This window comes from Pseudarthrobacter sp. GA104 (assembly GCF_009741265.1).
Taxonomy (GTDB): Bacteria; Actinomycetota; Actinomycetes; order Actinomycetales; family Micrococcaceae; genus Arthrobacter.
Genome location: NZ_WOWL01000001.1, coordinates 3,420,266 through 3,442,571 on the forward strand (window position 1 = coordinate 3,420,266; position 22,306 = coordinate 3,442,571).

Annotated in this window: 23 protein-coding genes and 1 tRNA gene; 14 read left to right on the top strand and 10 right to left on the bottom strand. The window is 66.1% G+C overall.

Annotated elements, in window-relative coordinates:
* Positions 1-10: 10 nt before the first annotated feature.
* From GK109_RS15605 to GK109_RS15620, 4 genes are all read right to left on the bottom strand, one after another.
* Positions 11-979: an NUDIX hydrolase gene (locus tag GK109_RS15605; RefSeq protein ID WP_157241585.1), complete on the bottom strand. Its 969-nt coding sequence runs from the start codon at positions 977-979 to the stop codon at positions 11-13.
* An 11-nt stretch (positions 980-990) separates the two neighbouring features.
* Positions 991-3,240, bottom strand: coding sequence for an RNA degradosome polyphosphate kinase (locus tag GK109_RS15610; RefSeq protein WP_157241586.1), 2,250 nt, complete (start codon positions 3,238-3,240; stop codon positions 991-993).
* 128 nt (positions 3,241-3,368) lie between these two features.
* Positions 3,369-4,340: a mycothiol synthase gene (gene mshD, locus GK109_RS15615; RefSeq protein WP_157241587.1), complete on the bottom strand. Its 972-nt coding sequence runs from the start codon at positions 4,338-4,340 to the stop codon at positions 3,369-3,371.
* Between the two features lie 33 nt (positions 4,341-4,373).
* Positions 4,374-5,072 (bottom strand): response regulator transcription factor, encoded by a 699-nt coding sequence (locus tag GK109_RS15620; RefSeq protein WP_157241588.1) that lies wholly within the window; start codon positions 5,070-5,072, stop codon positions 4,374-4,376.
* Positions 5,073-5,410: 338 nt separating this feature from the next.
* Between GK109_RS15620 and GK109_RS15625 the strand changes: the two genes are divergently transcribed.
* The 5 genes from GK109_RS15625 (at position 5,411) to GK109_RS15645 (ending at position 10,149) form a co-directional block, all read left to right on the top strand.
* The gene (locus GK109_RS15625; protein ID WP_370460630.1) at positions 5,411-6,178 is read left to right on the top strand and encodes a permease; all 768 of its coding nucleotides are present in this window, start codon (positions 5,411-5,413) and stop codon (positions 6,176-6,178) included.
* A 172-nt stretch (positions 6,179-6,350) separates the two neighbouring features.
* Complete coding sequence (locus tag GK109_RS15630; protein WP_321214090.1) at positions 6,351-6,959, top strand: FABP family protein; 609 nt, start codon at positions 6,351-6,353, stop codon at positions 6,957-6,959.
* A gap of 100 nt (positions 6,960-7,059) precedes the next feature.
* Positions 7,060-8,145 (top strand): folate-binding protein YgfZ, encoded by a 1,086-nt coding sequence (locus GK109_RS15635; RefSeq protein ID WP_197432480.1) that lies wholly within the window; start codon positions 7,060-7,062, stop codon positions 8,143-8,145.
* Complete coding sequence (locus GK109_RS15640) at positions 8,142-8,576, top strand: ankyrin repeat domain-containing protein (RefSeq protein WP_157241589.1); 435 nt, start codon at positions 8,142-8,144, stop codon at positions 8,574-8,576. The genes GK109_RS15635 and GK109_RS15640 overlap by 4 nt, the downstream gene beginning before the upstream one ends.
* A 49-nt stretch (positions 8,577-8,625) precedes the next feature.
* On the top strand, positions 8,626-10,149 hold the full coding sequence (locus tag GK109_RS15645) for a DHA2 family efflux MFS transporter permease subunit (protein ID WP_370460631.1): 1,524 nt from the start codon (positions 8,626-8,628) through the stop codon (positions 10,147-10,149).
* Here GK109_RS15645 and GK109_RS15650 read toward each other — a convergent pair.
* The 5 genes from GK109_RS15650 to GK109_RS15670 form a co-directional block, all read right to left on the bottom strand.
* Complete coding sequence (locus tag GK109_RS15650) at positions 10,111-10,827, bottom strand: GNAT family N-acetyltransferase (protein ID WP_157241590.1); 717 nt, start codon at positions 10,825-10,827, stop codon at positions 10,111-10,113. The two genes, GK109_RS15645 and GK109_RS15650, sit on opposite strands and share 39 nt — an antisense overlap.
* 82 nt (positions 10,828-10,909) lie before the next feature.
* Positions 10,910-11,935, bottom strand: a complete 1,026-nt coding sequence (locus GK109_RS15655) for an ATP-dependent 6-phosphofructokinase (RefSeq protein ID WP_104998653.1) — start codon at positions 11,933-11,935, stop codon at positions 10,910-10,912.
* 161 nt (positions 11,936-12,096) lie between these two features.
* Positions 12,097-12,354, bottom strand: coding sequence for a PspC domain-containing protein (locus GK109_RS15660; protein ID WP_104998652.1), 258 nt, complete (start codon positions 12,352-12,354; stop codon positions 12,097-12,099).
* A gap of 3 nt (positions 12,355-12,357) precedes the next feature.
* Positions 12,358-12,657, bottom strand: coding sequence for a hypothetical protein (locus tag GK109_RS15665; protein WP_157241591.1), 300 nt, complete (start codon positions 12,655-12,657; stop codon positions 12,358-12,360).
* A gap of 1 nt (position 12,658) precedes the next feature.
* A complete protein-coding gene (locus GK109_RS15670) occupies positions 12,659-14,164 on the bottom strand; it encodes a PspC domain-containing protein (protein ID WP_157241592.1) in 1,506 nt (501 codons plus the stop codon).
* 124 nt (positions 14,165-14,288) lie between these two features.
* On the opposite strand from GK109_RS15670, the gene GK109_RS15675 reads away from it, so the two are divergent.
* The 4 genes from GK109_RS15675 (at position 14,289) to GK109_RS15685 (ending at position 17,784) form a co-directional block, all read left to right on the top strand.
* Complete coding sequence (locus tag GK109_RS15675; RefSeq protein ID WP_157241593.1) at positions 14,289-15,638, top strand: ATP-binding protein; 1,350 nt, start codon at positions 14,289-14,291, stop codon at positions 15,636-15,638.
* Entirely contained in the window at positions 15,635-16,324 is a 690-nt protein-coding gene (locus GK109_RS15680) for a response regulator transcription factor (RefSeq protein ID WP_157241594.1), read from the top strand. The genes GK109_RS15675 and GK109_RS15680 overlap by 4 nt, the downstream gene beginning before the upstream one ends.
* A gap of 285 nt (positions 16,325-16,609) precedes the next feature.
* Positions 16,610-16,933 carry a helix-turn-helix domain-containing protein gene (locus GK109_RS22395; RefSeq protein WP_370460487.1) on the top strand — a complete coding sequence of 108 codons (324 nt, stop codon included), beginning with the start codon at positions 16,610-16,612 and terminating at the stop codon, positions 16,931-16,933.
* Positions 16,934-16,983: 50 nt separating this feature from the next.
* On the top strand, positions 16,984-17,784 hold the full coding sequence (locus tag GK109_RS15685; RefSeq protein WP_370460788.1) for an IS3 family transposase: 801 nt from the start codon (positions 16,984-16,986) through the stop codon (positions 17,782-17,784).
* An 87-nt stretch (positions 17,785-17,871) separates the two neighbouring features.
* Here GK109_RS15685 and GK109_RS15690 read toward each other — a convergent pair whose 3' ends face one another.
* Positions 17,872-19,089 (bottom strand): pyridoxal phosphate-dependent aminotransferase, encoded by a 1,218-nt coding sequence (locus GK109_RS15690; protein WP_157241595.1) that lies wholly within the window; start codon positions 19,087-19,089, stop codon positions 17,872-17,874.
* 274 nt (positions 19,090-19,363) lie between these two features.
* Between GK109_RS15690 and GK109_RS15695 the strand changes: the two genes are divergently transcribed.
* The 5 genes from GK109_RS15695 (at position 19,364) to rplA (ending at position 22,185) form a co-directional block, all read left to right on the top strand.
* Positions 19,364-19,436: transfer RNA gene (locus GK109_RS15695), tRNA-Trp, on the top strand.
* A gap of 82 nt (positions 19,437-19,518) precedes the next feature.
* Positions 19,519-19,803, top strand: coding sequence for a preprotein translocase subunit SecE (secE, locus tag GK109_RS15700; RefSeq protein WP_157241596.1), 285 nt, complete (start codon positions 19,519-19,521; stop codon positions 19,801-19,803).
* 114 nt (positions 19,804-19,917) lie between these two features.
* Positions 19,918-20,730: a transcription termination/antitermination protein NusG gene (nusG, locus tag GK109_RS15705; protein WP_370460632.1), complete on the top strand. Its 813-nt coding sequence runs from the start codon at positions 19,918-19,920 to the stop codon at positions 20,728-20,730.
* Between the two features lie 129 nt (positions 20,731-20,859).
* Entirely contained in the window at positions 20,860-21,291 is a 432-nt protein-coding gene (gene rplK, locus GK109_RS15710; RefSeq protein ID WP_003803853.1) for a 50S ribosomal protein L11, read from the top strand.
* Positions 21,292-21,477: 186 nt separating this feature from the next.
* Positions 21,478-22,185: a 50S ribosomal protein L1 gene (rplA, locus tag GK109_RS15715; protein ID WP_157241598.1), complete on the top strand. Its 708-nt coding sequence runs from the start codon at positions 21,478-21,480 to the stop codon at positions 22,183-22,185.
* Positions 22,186-22,306: the final 121 nt, after the last annotated feature.

Sequence of the window (22,306 nt, forward strand, 5' to 3'; positions counted from 1 at the left end):
TGCGCGACATTCAGTCGTCGAACGGCTTGAACTGCTCCACGGCCACGACCCGTCCCTGCCCGCCTGGAGCCACGTGGCACACCACCAGTTCGCCGGGGGAGAGGTACGGCTCCTTGGCCGGCAGGAGCGCGCGCAGGTGCGCCGGCATGTGCTGGCCGAGCTGGGTGAACACGGTGGGCAGCGCGGGGCGGTGCGTGCAGATGACCACCGGCCGCTGCTTGTCGAAAAGGCCCTCGATGACGGCGGCCGTTTTCTTGGGGCTGCGCTGGTGCCGGTGCTCCGTGAGCGGCTCCGCGAGCTTCACCTTCGCTCCCGCCGCCTTCGCGTAAGGCGCCACTGTTGCGACGCACCGCAGCCAGGGGCTTGTCACCACGCGGAGCGGCTTCCAAGCGTGCAGCAGCCTGCTGACGGCCTGCGCCTGCCGTGTCCCCGTGGCGGCAAGCGGCCGCTCGCCCTCTGCCTTGCTCCAGGATGAACGCGGCTTGGCCTTGGCATGCCGGAGCACCACGAGCGGCCACGTGTCCAGCTCCCCGCGCCTGTGCGCGTCGTGCAGGTACTGAAGGGGCACGACGTCGGAGGGATTGGACAGCAGCGCAGCCGCCTTCTCGGGGGTGCACCACATGACGCTGTCCACCTCCTTCCCGTCCGGAAGCATCCTGACCCCGTTTGCCTTGACGGCCCAATAGTGGACCACCTTGAGGCCGGAGGCCACGTGGTAGTGGATGGGCGGCAGCGGGATGCCCAGCTGGGCGATGAGCCCGATTTCCTCCTGCACCTCCCGGACCGCGCACTCCGGCACCGTCTCGTCGTCGTCGATCTTGCCCTTGGGCCACGACCAGTCGTCGTAGCGCGGGCGGTGGATCAGCAGGACTTCAAGCTTGTCCTTCACCACGCGCCAGGGCAAAGCGCCGGCAGCCGTTACGGCTACTGGTTCCCCCGGGTGGTCTGTCTGGTCTGCTACAAGTGCATCGCTCGACAAAACAGTGGCCCTTAGCGCCGGCTCAGGCTGCGCTGCCGGGGGCGGGAGGCCAACAGCCAGGACTGGACGTCTTCAAGGGGCGTGCCGTCGTCGGACAGGTGGTGCCGGGTCCAGACCCCTTGGTTGTCGAGGTGCCAGCTTGCGGTTTCGGGATCCATGTAGCGCTTCAGCAGGTCAAGGACGTAGGTGATGTCGTCGGCGCTGGCCAGCTGGACCAGGGCCTCCACCCGGCGGTCCAGGTTGCGGTGCATCATGTCCGCCGAACCGATGTACACCACCGGATCCCCGCCGTTGGCGAAGGCGAACACGCGGGAGTGTTCCAGGAACCTGCCCAGGATGGAGCGGACGGTGATGTTGTCGCTGAGGCCCGGCACTCCCGGGCGGAGGGAGCAGATTCCGCGGACCACCACGTCCACTTTCACGCCGGCCTGCGAGGCCCGGTACAGGGAATCGATGATGGCCTCATCCACCATGGAATTGACCTTGATCTGCACGCGGCCGGGGATTCCGGCACGGGCATTGCGGATTTCGGTTTCAATGCGGTCGATCAGCCCCGAACGCACGGAACGGGGTGCCACCAGCAGCCTCTTGAACGTGGATTTGGGTGCATAGCCGGAGAGCTGGTTGAACAGCTTGGACAGGTCTTCGCCCACCTGCTCGTTGGCGGTCAGCAGGCCCAGGTCCTCGTAGTAGCGGGCAGTCCGGGGGTGGTAGTTGCCGGTGCCGATGTGGCAGTAGCGGCGCAGCCCGTCAACCTCCTGGCGGACCACAAGCGAGAGCTTGCAGTGGGTCTTGAGTCCCACGATGCCGTAGACCACGTGCACGCCGGCCTGTTCCAGCTTGCGCGCCCAGGAGATGTTCGCCTGCTCGTCAAACCGCGCCTTGATCTCCACCAGGGCCAGGACCTGCTTGCCGGCCTCGGCCGCATCGATCAGCGCGTCGACGATGGGGGAGTCGCCGGACGTGCGGTACAGGGTCTGCTTGATGGCCTGGACCTTGGGGTCCGCGGCCGCCTGCTCCAGGAAAGCCTGGACGGAGGTGGAGAACGAGTCGTAAGGGTGGTGGAGCAGGATGTCCCGCCGGCGCATGGCGGCAAACACGTTCGCGGCCTTGGACGTCTCCGACTCGTTGAGGTACCGGGAGGTGTGCGGAACGTGCTTGGGGTAGTGGAGGTCGGCACGGTCGATGCCGGCAATCACGGACAGCCCGCGCAGATCCAGGGGAGCCGGAACGGAGTAGACCTCGGATTCCTCGACCCCCAGCTCGCGGATCAGCAGCGCGCGGATGTTCGGGTTGATGTCGTTGGTGACTTCAAGCCGGACAGGCGGGCCGAAACGGCGGCGCAGGAGTTCCTTTTCGAGGGCCTGCAGGAGGTTCTCGGCGTCGTCCTCCTCCACCTCAACGTCCTCATTTCTGGTGACGCGGAAGGTGTGGTGCTCGAGGACCTCCATCCCCGGGAAGAGCTTGTCCAAGTGGACGGCAATGACTTCCTCAAGGGCGATGAAGCGGGCCACGCGCCCGGCCACCGCGCCGGCACGGGGACCGTCGATGGAGATCAGGCGCGGCAGCTGGTCCGGCACCTTGACGCGGGCGAAGAGCTCCTTGTCGCTGACCGGGTTGCGGACCACCACGGCGAGGTTGAGAGAGAGCCCCGAGATGTAGGGGAAGGGGTGGGCCGGGTCCACCGCCAGGGGCGTAAGGATGGGGAACACCTTCTCGGCGAACATGACACTGAGCTGCTGCTTGGCGGTCTCATCCAGTTCGTCCCAGTGCATGAGGTGGATGTGTTCATAGGCCAGGGCGGGGCGGAGCTGCTCGGCGTAGACCTGCGCGTGCCGCTGCTGCAGCCGGTGGGCCTCTTCGCTGATCCGTTCCAGCACCTCCACGGGGCTGAGGCCCGCGGGGGAGGGGACAGCCAGGCCGGTGGCGATGCGCCGCTTGAGGCCGGCAACCCGCACCATGAAGAACTCGTCCAGGTTGGAGGCGAAGATCGACAGGAAGCTGACGCGCTCCAGCAGGTGGAGCGTGGCGTCCTCGGCCAGTTCCAGCACGCGGGAATTGAAGCTGAGCCAGCTGAGCTCCCGGTCCAGGAAGCGGTCCGGCCGGATGTCGCCCTCCGGCTGCAGGTTCGGCGCGAACTCCGGGATGTCAATGCGGTCCTGGGTGGCGCGCGACGCCGGAACCTCCGAGGAGCCGAAGCGGGCACGCACCGGCACTGCAACATCCTGTGACGTGGCTGATCCGGAAGGTTCCGGGTTCATGGCATCTCCTTTACCTGGCGGTTGATGCTGGCGCTTCCGGCCTGCGCGGTCCTGCTTCAACCTTACAAGCATTCAGCAGGCACAAGACCGCTGATTTCCGGCCCGCACCTGATACTCCGCTTGCAGGACTAGCCCGCTGCCACCGGCCCGTACATGACGTCCATGTCCCAGCGGGTGAACCCCAGCCGCCGGTACAGCGAAACGGCAGGGGCGTTGTCGGCATCTGTGTAGAGCATGACCGCGTGCAGCCCCAGGTCCTGGAGGTACCTGATGCCGGCTACGGTGAGGGCTTTGCCGAGGCCCATGCCCTGGGCAGCAGGCGCAACACCTACTGCGTAAACCTCACCGATGGCGGGGTGGGGGCCGTGCTGGGGGTGGACCTTGGTCCAGTGGAACCCAAGCAGCCTGCCCTGCCGGTCCTCGGCCAGCAGGAAGCCTTCGGGGTTGAACCAGTCCTCGGCCATGCGCGCCTCAAGGTCGGCCCGGGTCAGGCTGCCCTGTTCGGGGTGGTGGGCGAAGGCGGCCCGGTTCACGGCCAGCCAGGCTTCCTCATCCTGGCCGGGAACAAAGGCGCGGATGGACACCCCCTCCGGCAGGACGGCCTCGGGAAGGTCCGCCCCCGCCGTCGTCATCCTCATTTTCCAGAGCTCACGGACGGGCCCAAATCCATAGCGGGCGGCCAGTTCCGCGGCGGCCTCGTGGTTGCCGTGGGACCATGCTTTCAGCCCGTCCAGCCCGCGGCTGTCCTTGAGCGCGCCGACCAGGCGGTCCGCCACGCCCTGGTTCCGGTAGCTGGGGTGGACGGCGATCTCCAGCACTCCGGTGCCGTCAGGGGATTCCACCACCACGGCAAATCCGGCGAGGTCCTGCCCGCTGGCGGGATCGGAGTCCTCGTCCGGGGCATAGAGCGCCAGGGTCAGCACTGAGTGCTCCGCCGAATCGCCGGCCCGCATGGTCACCTGGGTCTGCTCCGAAATGGAGGGATTGCCGTCCGATTCCTCTGCCGCGGCCAGGAGGTCCCGGCAGTCCTTCAGCAGCTGCTGGTCAACCGCGCCCCGTTCAGCATGGACGGGCCACTTCTCTGGGTGCGCTGGAGTCATGAGGCAAGGCTATACGGGAAGCGGCTCGGGCGCTCAGGCCTCGGTGAGCTCATCCTCCTGCTGCCGCACCAACGTCAGGCGGTAGCCCACGTTGCGCACGGTGCTGATGAGGTTCTCGTGATCGGCGCCCAGCTTCGCCCGCAGCCGCCGGACATGGACATCCACGGTGCGGGTGCCGCCGTAGTAGTCATAGCCCCACACTTCGGTGAGCAGCTGCTGGCGGGTGAAAACACGGCCGGGGTGCTGTGCCAGGTATTTGAGCAGCTCAAATTCCTTGAAAGTCAGGTTGAGCGGTGCGCCGTTCACGCGGGCGGTGTAGCTCGCTTCGTCGATGACGACGCCGGCGGCCCGGATCTCCGTTGGCGTGTCCTCCTGCTCGGGGACGGCGCGGGCCACAGAGAGCCTGATGCGGGCTTCCACTTCAGCGGGCCCGGCGGAGTCCAGCACGATGTCGTCCACGGCCCAAGCCGAGGAAACAGCCGCCATGCCGCCTTCGGTCAGGATCAGCACCAGCGGCGCGCTCAGGCCGGTGGCCTTGAGCAGCTGGGTGAGGGAGCGGGCGCCCACCAGGTCCTTGCGGGCATCCAGCAGCACGATGTCGCAGGGATCGGTCTCCAGCAGCGCGGTGGGCTCGGCGGGGAGGATGTGGACCCGGTGGTTCAGCAATTCCAGGGCAGGCAGGATGTCTACCGAAGAGCCAGGGCTGTTCGTCAAGAGCAGGATGTGCGACATTGTTCCTCCAAGGGCCGTCCGCGCATCATTGGGCGACTGAACCGGGTTTCCACCGGCCGGTACTGGCTTCCTGCTCGGGTCTTGGGCCATTGTTCAGGGCGCCGGCCGGCCACCTCAGCAGGGAGCGTAGCTGAGCTTTGAGTATACCCGGCGGGGCCTTCGCGGCCATGGATTCGGCGCGGATGAGGGGACGTTTTGCGACATATGCCGTTCACATAAGGCAGGATTGAGCCAAGGGCCCGACGCCCTCCGCGAAGGGCGGCCCGCCTTTCCAGGTCGACGCCAGGATGGGATTGCAGCGCAGTGAGTGCAGAAACTAAGTCCAGGCCGGGTTCCGCGTGACGGCGGAACTGCAGGCGCCTGCGCGGTCCTTGGGCTCGTGGACCATCGGCGTGGCGGGAATGGCCGGCCTGGCCGCGATCATTGCCGGGGTGTATACCTCCCGCGAGGTGCTCGTAGGCGTTGCGGTGGCGATCGCCGCCGCCATCGGCGTCGGCTGGCCGCACTTCCTCCGTATTCCTGCCAAGAAGACCCTGGCTGCGGTGATTGCCGTGCCGGGCGCCGGAGCCGCGGTTGGCGCCGGCCTGGCTCCTGCTCCCGGGTACCTGGACTGGACCCCCGCCTTCATCGCGCTGGGCATGATCGCCGTCTTCGTGGTGCAGCTGATCCGCGGAACCGGGCAGGCGCAGCGGCTGGAATCCACCCTGGGATGCTGCGCAGGGGTGCTGCTCGCCTGCCTGGGCTCCGGCTGGATAGCGGGCGCTCGGTTCAACGGGGTCCGGGAGATGCTCCTGGTGGCGGCCATCAGTGCCGCGGTTGCCCTGCTGGCCGGGCTGATCCGCTGGCCGGACAGCGTCGTGGCACCCCTAGGAATCGTGATGGCCGGCCTGGCCGGGCCCCTTGCCGGACTGGTGTTCTCGGACATTGCGGTCCTGCCGGCCGCCATCTTCGGCGTCGTAGTCGGGGCGGTGCTGGCAAGCTTCCGGCGGCTCGTAACGCTTCGCGGTGCACCCCTGAACATCCAGGCTGCCCTTAGCATGGGCCTTGCGCCTGTCTCGGCGGTGGGTTCCCTGGCCTACTTCATAGACAAACTACTCATCTACTAACGCGTTAGGATGGCACCATGTCCGTACTTGCATTTGAAATCTTCTTCCTTGTCCTGCTCGGCATCGCCAGCCTCGCCATGGCCTGGTTTGCCGGCTTCGTGGTCTACCGCCTGTTCAAAGGCCAGAAGTAGTCCCCTTTTTCCGGAGCTAGCCGTTTCCCGAGGTAATCGCAGTGCCCATTGAGATTCCTACAGACCTGACTCCCGAACTTGTTCCGCTTTCCTGGCTCATTGGTGAGTGGGAAGGCCGCGGCCGCCTCGGCAGCGGGGACGAGGACTCGGAGCATTTCCTGCAGCACGTGTCCTTCACGCACAACGGGCTGCCGTACCTTCAGTACCGCGCGGAGAGCTGGCTGACGGACGACGACGGCACGCGCCTGCGGCCGCTCACCGTCGAGACCGGCTTCTGGGCGCTGGAGCGCAAACAGCTAGATGCCGACGGCGGCCCGGGCCTGATCCCCGCGGACATCGTTCCGGCGCTGAAGAGTGCCGACGAAGTGGAGGCCCTGCGCAACAGCGAGGGCGGGTTCGACATCTCGGTGTCCATTTCGCACCCCGGCGGCATTTCCGAGCTCTACTACGGGCAGATCAAGGGCCCGCAGATCCAGCTCACCACGGATATGGTCATGCGCGGCAGCCACTCCAAGGACTACAGCGCTGCCACGCGCATCTTCGGCCTGGTGGACGGAAACCTCCTGTGGCGGTGGGACGTCGCCGTTGGCGGCAAGGACGGAAAAGGCCTGGAAGCGCACGCCTCGGCCTTCCTGAAAAAAGTCTCCTGACCCCTCCCCGTCCTTCGGCGCTGAGGGCGCAGGCGGCGGAATCCCGCGTCGATTTGCAAGAATCCGGAATACCGCCGAGCCCCAAGGACTTCTACTACATATGACTACTCCCAGCCCCCTGCTGTCGCGCCCTGGCGCCGTCGAGGCGGCCGGTGCCGACGCCGGCGTTGCCGCCCACTACGGTGAGCCCCTCCGCGAGCAGCGCGCCCTCGCGGCCGGAACCGCCGTCGTCGACCTCTCCTCCCGCGGCGTCGTGACGGTGACGGGTCCGGACCGCCTCAGCTGGCTCAACACCCTCTCCTCGCAGCAGGTCACAGGCCTGCAGCCGGGCGAGTCCAGCGAACTGCTCCTTTTGAGCGTGCAGGGCAGGATCGATTTCGACGCCAGGGTGATTGACGACGGCGGCACCACCTGGCTGATCGTCGAGGCCGCCGAGGCCGCCCCGCTGGCAGAGTTCCTCAACAGGATGAAGTTCATGCTCCGCGTGGACATCGCGGATGTCTCCGCCGACTGGGCCGTCATCGGCAGCACGAAGGCAGTTCCCGAATGGTCCGGCATGCTGGCCTGGCAGGACCCGTGGCCGCACGTGGGCGCGGGGGGTTACTCCTACGCCACTGTCCCGGAGTCGGGCCATCCCGGCCTGGAGCGGCCGTGGTTCGAGTACCTGGTGCCGGCCGACGAGCTGGAGCGGACAGTGGGAGAGCATCCCCTTGCGGGCGTCCTCGCCGCCGAGGCGCTGCGCGTGGCAGCCTGGCGCCCCCGGATCGGGGCCGAGACGGACGACAAGACCATTCCGCACGAACTGGACCTCCTCCGGACCGCCGTGCACCTGGCCAAGGGCTGCTACAAAGGGCAGGAAACCATCGCGCGGGTGCACAATCTGGGCCACCCGCCCCGGCGCCTTGTCTTCCTCCAGCTGGACGGCTCGCAGCACACGTTGCCCCAGGCCGGCAGCCCCGTGCTGGCGGGGGAGCGGAAGGTGGGGACCGTGACGTCAGTGGCGCAGCATTATGAGATGGGCCCGGTCGCCCTGGCAGTCATAAAGCGTTCGGTTGCGCCCGATGAGATACTGACGGTCCTGGATGGCGACGAGCCGTACCCCGCTGTCCAGGAAATCATCGTTGCCCCGGACGCCGGCCAGGTCGTGGGGCGCCAGACCGGATTCCTCAGGGGGCCACGTTCATGACCGAAGACGCCGGAACCAGCGCAGCGCCGTCTGGCACAGCACCACCCGGCCCAGCGCCCGACGACGAGACGCTGGCCTTGGCGCAGACGCTCTTCCAGGCGGCACGGGAGGGGGAGACGGCACTGTTGCGTGCCTACCTCGACGCCGGCGCTCCCGCCACCTTGACCAATGCGGCGGGTGATTCGCTTCTCATGCTGGCCGCCTACCACGGCCACGCGGAGACCGTTCAGCTCCTCCTGAAACACGGTGCCGAGGCCAACTCCGCGAACGACCGGGGTCAGACCCCGCTCGCCGGAGCAGCGTTCAAGGGTTACACCGGCGTTGCCCGGGTACTGCTCGACGCCGGCGCCGATCCGGACGCAGGTTCGCCGTCCGCCCGCGCAGCCGCCCAAATGTTCGCCCGCCAGGAGATCCTGGACCTCCTGGGCTAGCACCACCGGGTCCCGCCCGGCGGATCACAACCTGAGGAAGGATTGCCCAGTGGAAAACGTGGCGAAGCCGTGGGCGGCCCTCTGGTCCCTGGTGATCGGGTTCTTCATGATCCTGATCGATACCACCATTGTGTCCGTGGCCAACCCCCGGATCATGGAGGGCCTGGACGCGGACATCAACTCGGTCATTTGGGTCACCAGCGCCTACCTCCTGGCCTATGCGGTCCCGCTGCTGATTACCGGCAGGCTGGGGGACCGCTTCGGGCCCAAGAAGCTCTACCTTGCCGGCCTGGTGGTCTTTACCCTGGCTTCGCTGTGGTGCGGCCTGTCGGGCCAGGTGGAGGTGCTGATAGCGGCACGCGTGCTGCAGGGCCTCGGCGCGGCCATGATGACGCCCCAGACCATGGCAGTGATCACCCGGATCTTCCCGCCGGACAGGCGCGGTGCCGCCATGGCGATCTGGGGTGCCACCGCAGGCATGGCCACCCTCGTGGGACCCATCCTGGGCGGCGTCCTGGTGGACGGGCTCGGCTGGGAATGGATCTTTTTCATCAACGTGCCCATCGGCATTGCAGGCTTTGTCCTCGCGCTGCGCAACGTTCCGTCCCTCAGCACCCACCCGCACCGGTTCGATATTCCCGGCGTGGTGCTCAGCGCCGTCGGGCTCTTCCTCCTGGTGTTCGGCATCCAGGAGGGCGAAACCTACAACTGGGGCACCATCACCGGTCCCGTCACGGTGTGGGGCCTGATCGTCGCCGGCCTTGCCGTGCTGGCTCTCTTCGTGGTCTGGCAGCGGTTCAACAAGGGTGAGCCGCTGCTGCCCCTGGGGCTCTTCCGCGACCGGAACTTTTCCCTGGCCAACATCGGTATCACCACCGTCGGCTTCACGGTGACGGCCTTCAGTCTGCCGCTCATCTTCTACTACCAGTTGGTCCGTGGCCTCACGCCCACCCAGTCCGCGCTGACGATGGTTCCCATGGCGCTGATCTCCGGCGGCCTTGCTCCAGTGGTGGGAAAGATCATCGACAAAGTCAACCCCAAATTCCTCACTGCCACCGGCCTGGTACTGATGGCCGTGGCCCTGGTGTGGAACTCAGTCCTGATGCAGCCGGACACCCCCATCCTCCTGTTCCTGCTGCCCAGCGCCGTCCTGGGGTTCGCCAACGCAGGCATCTGGGCTCCGCTGGGCACCACCGCCACCCGCAACCTCCCGCCGCGGCAGGCAGGGGCCGGGTCCGGCGTGTACAACACCACGCGGCAGATCGGTGCCGTGCTGGGCAGCGCGGCCATTGCCGTGCTGATCCAGGCCCGGCTCGCAGCCGAGCTTCCGTCCGGCGGACCCGGCGGGGCGGCCGGGGAAGGAACGGGCTTCTCCGGAAGCCTGCCGGAGGCCCTCCACAGCGGGTTTTCGACGGCGATGGGCCAGTCCATCCTGCTGCCCGCCGGGGTGGTCCTGGTCGGGGCCGCCGTGGCGCTGTTCTTTGCGAAGCCGCAGCCGGTTCAGGACTGGGGCGGGCGCGGGGCCGTTCCGGGGTCAGCCAAGGTGGACGCTGGTCTGGATTCCGCCGGCTGACAGGCCGAGCTTCCGGGCCAGCGCAACGGCTCCGGTGTTGCTGACGTCCGTCCGCCATTGCAGCGTAAGCCCTGCGGCCAGCGCCTCGTGCGCCGCGATGGAGGCGGCCAGCGTCCCCAGGCCCCGCCGCCGCCATGCCGGGTCCACCAGGACACCCAGACGGGCCAGCAGGCCCTCCCACTCAGAGTAGGCTCCGCAGGCAAGCGGCACGCGGCGGCCCTCCATTTCGTGGACGATCGTGTAGCGGTTTTCGAGGTCCGACAGGCCCACCTCGTTGACGTCGTCCGGCGGGCAGTTGCCCTCCAGTTCGATGGCCTCCGGGTTGCCGTGCGAAACGGTCATCTCTTCCGGGGGCTGCTTCAGGGGAAGGTCGTCCGCGAAGAACAAGGCCGCGGCACCCAGCCCATGGCCGCCGTGGGACCGCGTCAGCGTCATGAGCGTTACATGCTGGGCCATCTCCTCGTCGGCGATGCCCTCCGCGGCGTCGATGACCCACTGCGGGCCCACCAGCGCAGAGCTGCCAAAGAGCCGGACAAATTCCACTGTGCGGGCGTTGTCGTCGGCGCGGACGATCCGTTCCCCGGACGCCAAAGCGGATCCGAAGGCGTCGTCGTCGAGTCCCAGGTGCCGGGCCCACGCGAGCTGGATGATGGCTGCGGAACCGGGGTCAAGTGTCATGCCTCCAGCCTAGGGCGGGCAGCGCGCACCGCTGAACAGGACGCCGCGGCAGTATGGGAGGACACGGCCTCCCGGCGACAACTCAGCCGAACAGGACGGCGGCCTCGTCGTAGCGTTTCTGCGGGACGGTCTTGAGCTGTCCGAGGGCATCCTGGAAGCCCACGTGCTCGATGTCCGTTCCCTTGAGCGCCACCATGGTGCCCCAGTAGCCTTCCACCACGGAGTCGATGGCCGCCATGCCCAGGCGGGTGGCCAGGACGCGGTCGAACGCGGACGGCACGCCGCCGCGCTGGATGTGGCCCAGGATGGTGGCGCGGGTTTCGATGCCGGTCCGGGCTTCCAGTTCCGGGGCGAGCTGGTCCGCGATGCCGCCCAGGCGGGGGCGGCCGAAGGTGTCCAGGCCGCGCTCGGAATGCGGGGTTTCCATGTGCTCCGGGACGAAACCTTCCGCCACCACCACCAGCGGGGCACGGCCACGGGAATGGGCTTCCTTCACCCATTCGGTGATCTGCTCGATGCTGACCTTCTGCTCCGGGATGAGGATGGCGTGCGCGCCGGCGGCCATGCCGGCGTGAAGGGCGATCCAGCCGACATGCCTGCCCATGACTTCGGCAATCATGCAGCGGTGGTGGGACTCACCGGTGGTGCGGAGCCGGTCGATCGCTTCGGTGGCGATCTGCACAGCGGTGTCGAAGCCGAACGTGTAGTCCGTGGCGTCAAGATCGTTGTCCACCGTCTTGGGGACGCCAACGATCTTCAGGCCCGCGTCCGTGAGTCGCTTTGCCGCAGCGAGGGTACCCTCACCGCCGATGGCGATGATGGCATCAATTCCGAGCCGGTCCATGTGGGCTTTGATGACCTCGGGACCGCCGCCGTTTTCGAACGGATTGGTGCGTGAGGTGCCCAGGATGGTGCCGCCCTGCTTGGCGATGCCGCGGACCATGGTTCGGGGGATGTCGATGATGTCGCCCTCAACGACGCCGCGCCAGCCATCGAGGAAGCCAACGAACTCGTGGCCGTGGATGGCGATACCTTTGAGGACCGCGCCGCGGATGACCGCATTCAGGCCGGGGCAGTCGCCACCGCTGGTAAGAATTCCAATTTTCATGTCTCGCTCAAATCCTGGGGAGAGGGTTTACAGGCAGAGCGCCACGCTGAGCTCACATAGATTCTAGTGGCGTGTGTGGGGTACGACACAAACTGGTTACACAAGGCCCCCGCTCCGGTGCAGCTGGAGCGGGGGCCTTGCGGTGCTTTGTCAGGACGGGTTCAGGGACGGTTCAAGGACCGCCGCTCGAGGAACACCTGGAGCGGGATGACGTCCTTCTGGTCGGGCAGGATCACCCAGGCCAGGAGATAGAAGATGACGGCCGGGCCGGGGAGCAGGCAGAAGACCAGGAACGCGATGCGGACGAAAGCAACGTCCACATTGAGCTTGGCCGCGATTCCTCCAAGCACGCCTCCAAGCCACCGTTCCGGTCCGCGTTTCAGGCCGAGGCCCCTGACGATGCTGAAAAACTTGTCCATGGTTCAAGACTTCCGTGTTGTAGGGCCGTTGTCACGTTTCCGGGCGGAGAGGAGGCCGCCGAGCACCAGGGCCGCGCCTGCCCCAATCATCAGTCCGATCAGGACATAGGTCCCGTTGAGCGTGACGATGCCCAGTTGGGCGATGATGATCAGCGCGGCGAGGGCCACGACGATCAGGCCCCAGACGATGGTTCCCACGCGTGCCCCGGAAGGCGGGGCAGAAGACGCGCCTGCCGCCGTCGTGCCGCCCTGCGCATAGGGATCCGGAATGTACGGGTTTGAGCCCGGAGTTTGGCTGCTCATGTCAGTTGCCTTCCTGGATGGTGACGTTGCTGACGGTGCCGTTGATCTGGATGACCAGGTGGCTGCCGGGCTTGTCGGTGTTGTAGCTGCTCTGCCGGGTGGTGATGCCGCCCCGCTGGTTGCCGCGTTCGTTCAGGTTGCCGAGGGTCATGTCCGCCTTGATGTCCACGGGCACGTCGCCCGGGATGACTACTGTGACGTTGCTGGCCGTGATGTCCAGGGGGACGCGGACCTCCGAGGTGAGCGGGGCATCCAGGGACATGGCCGTAAGGTCAACGGTTCCGCTGCCGGCCGTGATGTCGAATCCGCCGCTGGCCTGCTCGATGCTCGTCGGTGCCCAGTCAACCTGCTGGAAGCGGACGCGGTCTCCGTTGTTGCCCACCACGTTGAAGATTCCTCCTATGATGAGGGCCGCCACGGCGAAGAACGAGAGGATGCCGGGGGTCCGGCCGCGGAGGCCAAGAATGAGGATGCCAATGCCCAGGACGGCTGCCGCGCTTGCCCAGGCAACCGCGTTGGCGGAGTTACCGAGGTCAATGACGTTGGTGAGGTCCAGGGCTTTCACGCCAGCGCCCACCAGCAGGGCACTGCCGGCAGCTATTGCGACGGCGGGAGTGCCGGGACCTGCGGCGCGCACCCTGGGAGCGGGCGGCGGAACCGGCGACGGCCGGCTTCCGGAGTATCCACCGCTGCCCCATCCGCCACTGCCGGAACCGCTGCCAGTGCCCCCGCTACTGCCGCCGTAGGGGTTGCCGGCAAACGGACCGCTGCCTGCGACGTCTGAGTACGGCGGTGTGGTTGGGGTGGACGTCCCGGATGAGTAGGCAGCCGTGCCGGCCGCTGCTGCACTGGTCGGCGTGCCGGCGGCTGTCTTGTTGCGCTGCACCAGGTAGTACACCAGGTAGATGGCGCCGCCGACCCACAGCAGGGACCACAGGAAGGGGCCCACACCCCGGTTGCCCCAGCCCCAGAAGCCGTTGCCGAGCCCGCTGAATCCTGCCACCACCGCGATCAGTGAACCCGTCATGCCGGTGGTCCAGCGTCCCGCGCCGGCTTCCTGGACGTGGATGCGCCCGTCGGGCTCGGGCAGGAACGCCCAGGCAAGCCCGTAAAGAAGCACGCCGATCCCTGCGAAGAGGGCAAGGATGATAAAGACGCCGCGGACAATCAAGGGGTCGACTCCCACACGCTGCGCGATGCCGCTGGAAACGCCGCCCACCCAGCGGTCCTGGCCGCGGCTGATTCCCTGGCTCCGGACCCAGGTGAAGAAATCGGTCTGCTGGCCCGGGACTCCGGCATAGGAGTAACTGCTGCCGGCGCCGGGGGTTTCATGCGCCGGGCCCGGGTTTGCGGAATCCCGCGGCGGCGCGGAGGCAGAAGGAGGCGGCGCCAGGGGCTGGGTGGGGTTTTCCCCCCCGGGGAGGGGCTCCGTGGTGTTCTCAATTTTCGGGCTGGCCGGGGGTTCTTCCGGCGTGCCGTCATGGGGGTTCGGGGTTAGCGAGTTCATACTTCGATCCTGCCGCTCCCGGCCGGGCGGCTCTACCGGGGGACACCCTGAGCCGTCCCTGAGAGGCCCCCGGTTCCCGTGCCAACCCGGTCCGGGAGACCCTGATCCGTGCTTGGATTGGACCATGACATCCGCGCCCGCCCGCCCGCCGCTGGTCCGAAGCAGCGACCGCTTCATTGCCGGGGTCTGTTCGGGCCTCGCCGCGCATCTTGGGCTGCCGGTGAACACTGTGCGTGTGGGAATGGTCCTGGCTTCATTCGCCGGAGGGGCCGGCGTCGTGTTCTACGCCTGGCTCTGGATCATGGTGCCCACCGCCTACGAAAGCGCCCGGCGGCAGGAACGGCGGCCGACGTCGCCCATTGCTCCGGCCGTGATGGGCGGCACCGCTACGGGCACGCCGTCGGCGAACACCGGCCCCGGCATGGTGCCGGGCGCCGGAGTGCCCGCGGAAGCGGCGCCGGCGCCTTGGTTCCGGTTCCGCGAGATGAGGTACGGCAAGGAGATCCTGCTCGGCGTCGGGCTGCTCCTGGTGGCGGGCATCCTCGGCGCCCAGCTGCTGGGGATGGACGTTCCGTTGGGGACCATCATCCCCGCGGCTGCGGTCCTGGGCGGAGCCTCCATCGCCTGGATGCAGCTTGATGAGACCCGTCGGGCCGGGCTGGTGGATAAAACCAAAGCGAACCAGGCAGGCGGCTGGGCACGGCTTGCCGCCGGCCTGGCGTTGGTGGTGGCGGGCGTCCTGGTGATGGTGTCCGGGTCCGGTTCCTGGGAGCAGACCTGGCTGGCGCTGCTGGCGTCCGTGGCCGTCCTCGGCGGCGTGGTACTGGTCCTGCTCCCGTGGGCGCTGAAGTTCTGGCGAGACCTCGAAGCTGAACGCGCCGGCAGGATCCGCGAGACTGAACGAGCGGAAATCGCGGCACACCTTCACGATTCGGTCCTGCAGACGCTGGCACTCATCCAACGGCGCGCCGCCAATGAGCACGACGTTGTCCGCCTCGCCCGTGCGCAGGAGCGCGAACTCCGGGGCTGGCTGTTCGAGGACCCAGGAAAGGACGCCGGGCAGCTCTCGGACCGGATCAAGGCAGTTGCCGCGGAAGTGGAGGACCTGCTCGGGAACGCGGTGGAGGTGGTCAGCGTGGGAGACACCGAGGTCACCGAAGGCCATGAGGCGCTGATCCAGGCCAGCCGCGAGGCCATGCTTAACGCCTCGCGGCACGGCGGCGGTGCGGTATCGGTCTATCTTGAGGTCACCGGCGGGCGCGCCGAAGTGTTCATCAAGGACCGGGGTCCCGGCTTCGAACTCCAGGACGTCCCCGAAGACCGGCTCGGCGTGCGGGAGTCCATCATCGGCCGGATGAACCGGCACGGCGGCACGGCCAACATCATCAGCACCAGTGAAGGCACGGAAGTCCGGCTGGGATTCCCGGCCGCGCAGGCGGAGAAGCAGACGCAGAACACGGAAGGCAAACCATGAACCCAGCACAGGGAGCCGGCAACGGGACCAACCGCGCCACACAGTCTGTCCGGGTGGTGCTCGTGGACGATCACGCGATCTTCCGTTCAGGCCTGAAAGCCGACCTCGATCCCAGCGTCCAGGTTGTGGGCGAGGCCGCCACCGTGGAGCAGGCCATCGCCGTGATCGCGAAGGAGCGGCCGGACGTGGTGCTGCTCGACGTCCACCTTCCGGGCGGCCTCGGCGGCGGCGGCCGTGAAGTGATTGCCGGCTCGGCGGCACTGCTGTCCACTACGAGGTTCCTGGCGCTCAGCGTCTCGGACGCGGCGGAGGACGTTGTCGCGGTCATCCGGGCTGGAGCCCGGGGCTACGTCACCAAGACCATCTCCGGGGCCGAAATCACCGACGCCGTCTACCGGGTGGCCGGAGGGGATGCCGTCTTCTCGCCGCGGCTGGCCGGCTTTGTCCTGGACGCCTTCGGCACGGCCCCGGCGGACATCGCCGATGACGAACTGGACAGGCTCTCCGCGCGGGAGCTCGAGGTGATGCGCCTCATCGCCCGCGGCTACAGCTACAAGGAGGTGGCCAAGGAGCTCTTCATCAGCATCAAGACGGTGGAAACCCACGTCTCGGCAGTGCTCCGCAAACTCCAGCTGTCCAGCCGGCACGAGCTGACCAAGTGGGCCGCCGAACGCCGCCTCCTCTAACCCCGACGCTCTCTCACTTGATGCGCCTTAAACCCGAACGCTCTATCACTCTCCTGAAGGGAGTGAACTGCTCCCCGGAAGTTGGACTGAGAAATTCAGTTCCGACTTCCGGGGAGCAGTTTTATGCATGCACGTAGTTCATTGTCTGAGGCGCAGCGCGAGGCGGCTGTAGCGTTGTTTGAGAAGGGTGTCGGGTATGGGTCGGCGGCCCGGGTGCTGGATGCGCCTCGTGTGCCGGTCAGGGCACTGTATGGGCGGTGGAGGATTCATGGGCAAGCAGTGCTGGTGGGCAGGGCGGTGAGGTCGTACTCGTTTGAGTTCAAACGTGCCCTGGTCGAGCGCTTCCTCGCGGGCGAGTCCGGCCCGGATCTGGCAGTCGAGGCAGGTCTGGCCTCCCGTGAGCTGCTGCAAAAGTGGGTCCGGGCGTACCGGCTCGAAGGCGAGGACGGGTTGCGGCCGAAGCCCAAAGGCCGGCCGCGGAAACCCGATTCCCCGCCGCCTGCGGATTTGCCCGAGCTTGAGCGGTTGCGGCGGGAGAACGAACGGCTGCGCGCTGAGGTGGCGTACCTGGGAAAACTGCGGGCCTTGAGGGAACAGGGACGACGGTAAAGGTTCAAGCCGTCGTTTCCCTCAAGGCTGACTATCCGCTTGGTGTCCTGCTGGACATCGCCGGGCTGGCCAGGTCCACGTTCTTCTATCACCAGCCCCGGCTGCAGGCGCCGGACCCGACAGAGAAACTCAAAGCCGCGGTCACGGAGATCTTCGAAACGAACCATGGCCGGTACGGGCACCGCCGCATCCACAGCGAGCTGGTCAAACAAGGGTGGACGGTCGCGAAGAAGACTGTGCTGAAGCTGATGCAGGAACTCGGGCTGGTCTGCAAGGTCCGGCGCCGGAAGCGCTACAACTCCTACCAAGGCGAACAGGGCGCGGTCGCGCCCAACGTGCTGAACCGCGAGTTCGACGCTGATGCACCGAACCAGAAGTGGGTAACTGATGTGACGGAATTCAGCGTCGGGGACCGGAAGCTCTACCTCTCACCGGTCATGGACCTCTTCGACCGGCAGATCATTTCCTACTCGCTGGGCTCATCCCCGAACCTTGCGCTCACCAACGATTCCCTGCGTGAGGCCCTGACCTGCCTGCAGCCCGGTCAGCAACCGCTGGTGCACTCGGACCAAGGCTTCCAATACCGGCACGCCTCCTGGCGCACCCTGATCGCGGGCGCCGGCGCGGTCCAATCAATGTCCCGCAAGGGAAATTGCTACGACAACGCGGTCATGGAGAACTTCTTCGGCCACCTCAAGTCAGAATTCTTCCACCGCGTCCGGTTCCTCAACACCGACGCCCTGGCAACCGCCGTCGAGGAATACATCCACTGGTACAACACCAAAAGAATCTCAACAAAGCTCAAGGGCCTGAGCCCGGTCCAATACCGTGCCCAGGCCCTCGCAGCTTAGGATCCTATTTGGCCAGTCCAACTTCCGGGGACCAGTTCAGAGTGATAGAGCGTTCCGGTTTTTCCCGCATTAAGTGAGAGAGGGTGCTTATTGGGCCTTGCCCAGGAAGTCCTGCAGGCGCTGGACGCCGGTGGCGAGGTCTTCGTCGCCCAGTGCGTACGAAAGGCGCAGGTAGCCGGAGGGGCCGAAGGCCTCACCCGGAACCACTGCCACCTCGACCTCGTCCAGGATCAGCGCGGCCAGCTCAGCGGACGTCTGCGGCGTGGCCGTGCCGGACGCCGTCGGGAATTCCTTCCCCAGCAGCGCGCGGACGTCCGCGTAGACATAGAAGGCACCTTTCGGCGTCGGGCATTCCACCCCCTCGATGGCGTTCAGGCCAGCAACGATGGCCTTGCGGCGGCGGTCGAACGCCACCTTCATCTCGTCGACGGCGGTCAGCGGGCCGGAAACGGCAGCCAGGGCAGCGATCTGCATGATGTTGGAGACATTGGACGTTGCGTGCGACTGGAGGTTGGTGGCTGCCTTGATGACATCGGCCGGGCCGATCATCCAGCCCACGCGCCAGCCGGTCATGGCGTAGGTCTTCGCGACGCCGTTGAGGATGACGACCTTGTCGCCCAGCTCAGGGGCGGCGGTCGCGATCGAGGTGAAGGGAACGCCGTCGTACGTCAGGTGCTCGTAGATCTCGTCGGTGACCACCCAGAGGCCCTTGGCCGCCGCCCACTTGCCGATCTCGGCCACCTGCTCCGGCGAGTACACCGAGCCGGTGGGGTTGGAGGGCGAGACGAACAGCAGGATCTTCGTTTTGTCCGTGACAGCTGCCTCAAGCTGTTCAACGGTGACGAGGTAGTCCTGCTCCGGGCCGGCGAAGACCTCCACCGGCACGCCGCCTGCGAGCCGGATGGCCTCCGGGTAGGTGGTCCAGAACGGAGTGGGAACAATGACCTCGTCGCCGGGATCCACCAGGGTGGCGAAAGTGTTGTAGACGGCCTGCTTGCCGCCGTTGGTCACCAAAACCTGGGAAGGGTCCACGGCGTAGCCGGAGTCGCGCAGGGTCTTCTCGGCGATGGCCTTCTTCAGTTCGGGCAGCCCGCCGGCGGGGGAGTAGCGGTGGTACTTCGGCTGGCTTGCCGCTTGGATGGCGGCCTGGACGATGTAGTCCGGAGTGGGAAAGTCGGGTTCACCCGCACCGAATCCGATGACCGGCCGGCCTGCAGCCTTCAGCGCCTTCGCCTTGGCATCAACGGCAAGGGTTGCGGATTCGGCAATGGCGGAAATGCGCTGGGAAACGCGGGCGGCAGACATGGCAGGTCCGTTCTTCGCTTGCAGCCTGGCGGCTGGAATGTGGGATTCGACGAGTTCTACTCTATGCTGTTCAGCGGACCCCCCGGGTTGCCCGTTTTGATTTGTGACTGTTCCGGTCAAGGTCAGCCAGGGCAGCAGTCGGGGGCCGGAAACGGGCCGGTTCGACGAACGCGAAGTTGTTGCGTAGACTGGTTCACCGGTGTTGAAACACGGATGATGGCGTGCGCCCCAGTGCAGCTGGCGGTTCGTCATCGGAGAGTGGAATTCAATCCATAGGGTAGTGGCGCAATTGGTAGCGCAGCGGTCTCCAAAACCGCAGGTTGCAGGTTCGAGTCCTGTCTGCCCTGCGCAAGCTGCCCCGGGCGAAAATCCGGGGCAAGCGCAGCAACCATGGTTCTGATCAGGACCGGGTAATCCAACATTGCAAAGATGAGCGAGGACCAGGTGACCGAAACAGCTGCCAGCAGCTCCAAGGGCCGCCCAGCTAAGAAGGACGCCAAGACAAACTTCTTCGCTCGCATTGCACTTTTTGTCCGCCAGATCATCGGCGAACTGAAGAAGGTTGTTGCACCAACCCGCAAGGAACTGATTAATTACACACTCGTGGTGCTGGTGTTCGTGGGCATCATGATGGTCATCGTCAGCCTGCTGGACATTGGCTTCGGATCCGCCGTCGGCTGGCTCTTCGGCGGTAAAGGCCCCACGGACAGCTAAGGCTGTACCGTCCGCAGGCTGTGTGTTCCGTCCGGGAATCCGGAGGGAAACACCGGTGTGCGGAATTGAGCCATTTAAATAGGCATGTTAGGCAATGAGGAAGCAGGAGACCAAGTGTCTGAGCAGGAGCTCGAGGTAACCGAGACTGAGCTGGAAGAGTCCGCGGACATCACGGCAGAAGCCGGTGACGAGTCTGAGGTTGAGTCCTCCGCGCCCGAACCCGACGACGCCGATTCCGATGACTTCGACGCAAAGGCTGATGACGAGGGCGGCTCCGAGGAACAGTCCACCGACGCCCTCGCCGCTGCCGCCGCCAAGGCCGAGGTAGACCCCGCAGAAGAGTTCAAGGCCAAGCTGCGCCGCCAGGAAGGTGACTGGTACGTCATCCACTCCTACGCAGGTTACGAAAACCGCGTGAAGGCCAACCTGGAAACCCGCATCCAGACCCTGGACATGGAAGATTACATCTTCGAGATCCAGGTGCCGATGGAAGAAGTCGTTGAGATCAAGAATGCTCAGCGCAAGGTGATCAACCGCGTCCGCATCCCGGGCTATGTGCTGGTCCGCATGGACCTGACCGACGCCTCCTGGGGCGCCGTCCGGCACACCCCCGGCGTGACCGGCTTCGTGGGCAACGCCCACAACCCGGTGCCGCTGCGCCTCGATGAGGTCTTCTCCATGCTTGCCCCCGTCTTCGAGGAAGAGCAGGCCGAGAAGGGCAAGCCGGTCAACAAGCAGAACCAGGCTCCGGTGGACGTCGACTTCGAGGTCGGCGAGTCGGTCATCGTCAAGGAAGGCCCCTTCGAGACCCTTCCCGCCACGATCTCCGAGATCAAGGTCGAATCCCAGACCCTCGTGGTGCTGGTTTCCATCTTCGAGCGCGAAACGCCGGTCACCCTGGCGTTCAACCAGGTCACCAAGATCTGATTATCCAAAGAATTCGTCCCGGCGCTGCCCGCTTAGCAGCACCGGAACGGCCGGCCGCCTCGCCATGGCGGCCAAAAACCTGAGGCACGCTCCTGTGCCCCAGGACGTTATTGAGAGAAGGACCCTACATTGGCTCCCAAGAAGAAGGTCACCGGCCTCATCAAGCTGCAGATCCAGGCAGGTGCCGCTAACCCGGCTCCGCCGATCGGTCCTGCGCTTGGCCAGCACGGTGTCAACATCATGGAATTCTGCAAGGCGTACAACGCTGCGACGGAAGCCCAGCGCGGAAACGTCATCCCCGTGGAAATCACGGTCTACGAGGACCGTTCCTTCACGTTCATCACCAAGACCCCGCCGGCTGCAGAGCTCATCAAGAAGGCTGCAGGCGTCGCCAAGGGTTCAGCTACCCCGCACACCGTCAAGGTTGCCAAGCTGACCCAGGCCCAGGTCAACGAGATTGCTTCCACCAAGATGGAAGACCTCAACGCCACCAGCCTCGAAGGCGCAGCGAAGATCATCGCCGGCACCGCCCGCTCCATGGGTATCACCGTCGAAGGCTAGTCGCTTCCGTCGCCCTGGCGTCGGGCTCGGGAAACCGATCACGACGACGGGCGGCACCGCCGGGACAACCGGCACCACCTACATAGAAATGTTGGGAACCGGGCACGGATAACGAGTCCGCTCACCAACTGTGGCAGGGCCCAGCGCGGTCCGCAGACCACAACTGCACAAGGAGAAACAAGCAGCATGGCAAAGCGCAGCAAAGCATATGAGGCAGCAGCCGCCAAGATCGACGCGGAGAAGTTCTACGCGCCGTTCGAGGCAGTAACGCTCGCCAAGGACACCAACCCGTCCAAGTTCGACGCCACCGTTGAGGTTGCATTCCGCCTCGGCGTCGACCCCCGTAAGGCTGACCAGATGGTCCGCGGCACGGTCAACCTGCCCCACGGCACCGGCAAGACCGCCCGCGTCCTGGTTTTCGCCACGGGTGACAAGGCTGAAGCAGCAATCGCTGCCGGCGCCGACTTCGTTGGTTCCGATGACCTGATCGAAAAGATCGCCGGCGGCTGGACCGACTTCGACGCCGCCGTCGCCACCCCCGACCTCATGGGCAAGGTTGGCCGCCTCGGTAAGGTCCTGGGTCCGCGTAACCTGATGCCGAACCCCAAGACGGGCACCGTGACCCCTGACGTCACCAAGGCCGTCAACGACATCAAGGGTGGAAAGATCGACTTCCGCGTCGACAAGCACTCCAACCTGCACTTCATCATCGGCAAGGTGTCCTTCGACGCCATCAAGCTGGCCGAGAACTACGCAGCAGCACTGGAAGAGGTGCTTCGCCTGAAGCCGTCCGCTTCCAAGGGCCGCTACATCCAGAAGGCCACCGTTGCCACCACGTTCGGTCCCGGCATCTCCGTTGACCCGAACGTCACCAAGGTTCTGACCGAGGCCTAAATCCTCACTTGAACTTCCGCTGCGGACCCGTCCGCAGCAAACACAACCGCCCGGCACCTGCCGGGCGGTTGTGTTTTAAGCTTCCTGTCCCGGACGGGTGTCAGTTTGCCTAAGCTGTAGA

Coding starts and splice junctions, on each gene's coding strand:
- GK109_RS15690 (WP_157241595.1), bottom strand. CDS start 19,089: ATGTCTGCCGCCCGCGTTTCCCAGCGCATTTCCGCCATTGCCGAATCC.
- GK109_RS15610 (WP_157241586.1), bottom strand. CDS start 3,240: ATGAACCCGGAACCTTCCGGATCAGCCACGTCACAGGATGTTGCAGTG.
- GK109_RS15675 (WP_157241593.1), top strand. CDS start 14,289: ATGACATCCGCGCCCGCCCGCCCGCCGCTGGTCCGAAGCAGCGACCGC.
- secE (WP_157241596.1), top strand. CDS start 19,519: ATGAGCGAGGACCAGGTGACCGAAACAGCTGCCAGCAGCTCCAAGGGC.
- GK109_RS15670 (WP_157241592.1), bottom strand. CDS start 14,164: ATGAACTCGCTAACCCCGAACCCCCATGACGGCACGCCGGAAGAACCC.
- GK109_RS15655 (WP_104998653.1), bottom strand. CDS start 11,935: ATGAAAATTGGAATTCTTACCAGCGGTGGCGACTGCCCCGGCCTGAAT.
- GK109_RS15635 (WP_197432480.1), top strand. CDS start 7,060: ATGACTACTCCCAGCCCCCTGCTGTCGCGCCCTGGCGCCGTCGAGGCG.
- GK109_RS15660 (WP_104998652.1), bottom strand. CDS start 12,354: ATGGACAAGTTTTTCAGCATCGTCAGGGGCCTCGGCCTGAAACGCGGA.
- mshD (WP_157241587.1), bottom strand. CDS start 4,340: ATGACTCCAGCGCACCCAGAGAAGTGGCCCGTCCATGCTGAACGGGGC.
- GK109_RS15620 (WP_157241588.1), bottom strand. CDS start 5,072: ATGTCGCACATCCTGCTCTTGACGAACAGCCCTGGCTCTTCGGTAGAC.
- GK109_RS15640 (WP_157241589.1), top strand. CDS start 8,142: ATGACCGAAGACGCCGGAACCAGCGCAGCGCCGTCTGGCACAGCACCA.
- GK109_RS15665 (WP_157241591.1), bottom strand. CDS start 12,657: ATGAGCAGCCAAACTCCGGGCTCAAACCCGTACATTCCGGATCCCTAT.
- GK109_RS15680 (WP_157241594.1), top strand. CDS start 15,635: ATGAACCCAGCACAGGGAGCCGGCAACGGGACCAACCGCGCCACACAG.
- GK109_RS15650 (WP_157241590.1), bottom strand. CDS start 10,827: ATGACACTTGACCCCGGTTCCGCAGCCATCATCCAGCTCGCGTGGGCC.
- rplA (WP_157241598.1), top strand. CDS start 21,478: ATGGCAAAGCGCAGCAAAGCATATGAGGCAGCAGCCGCCAAGATCGAC.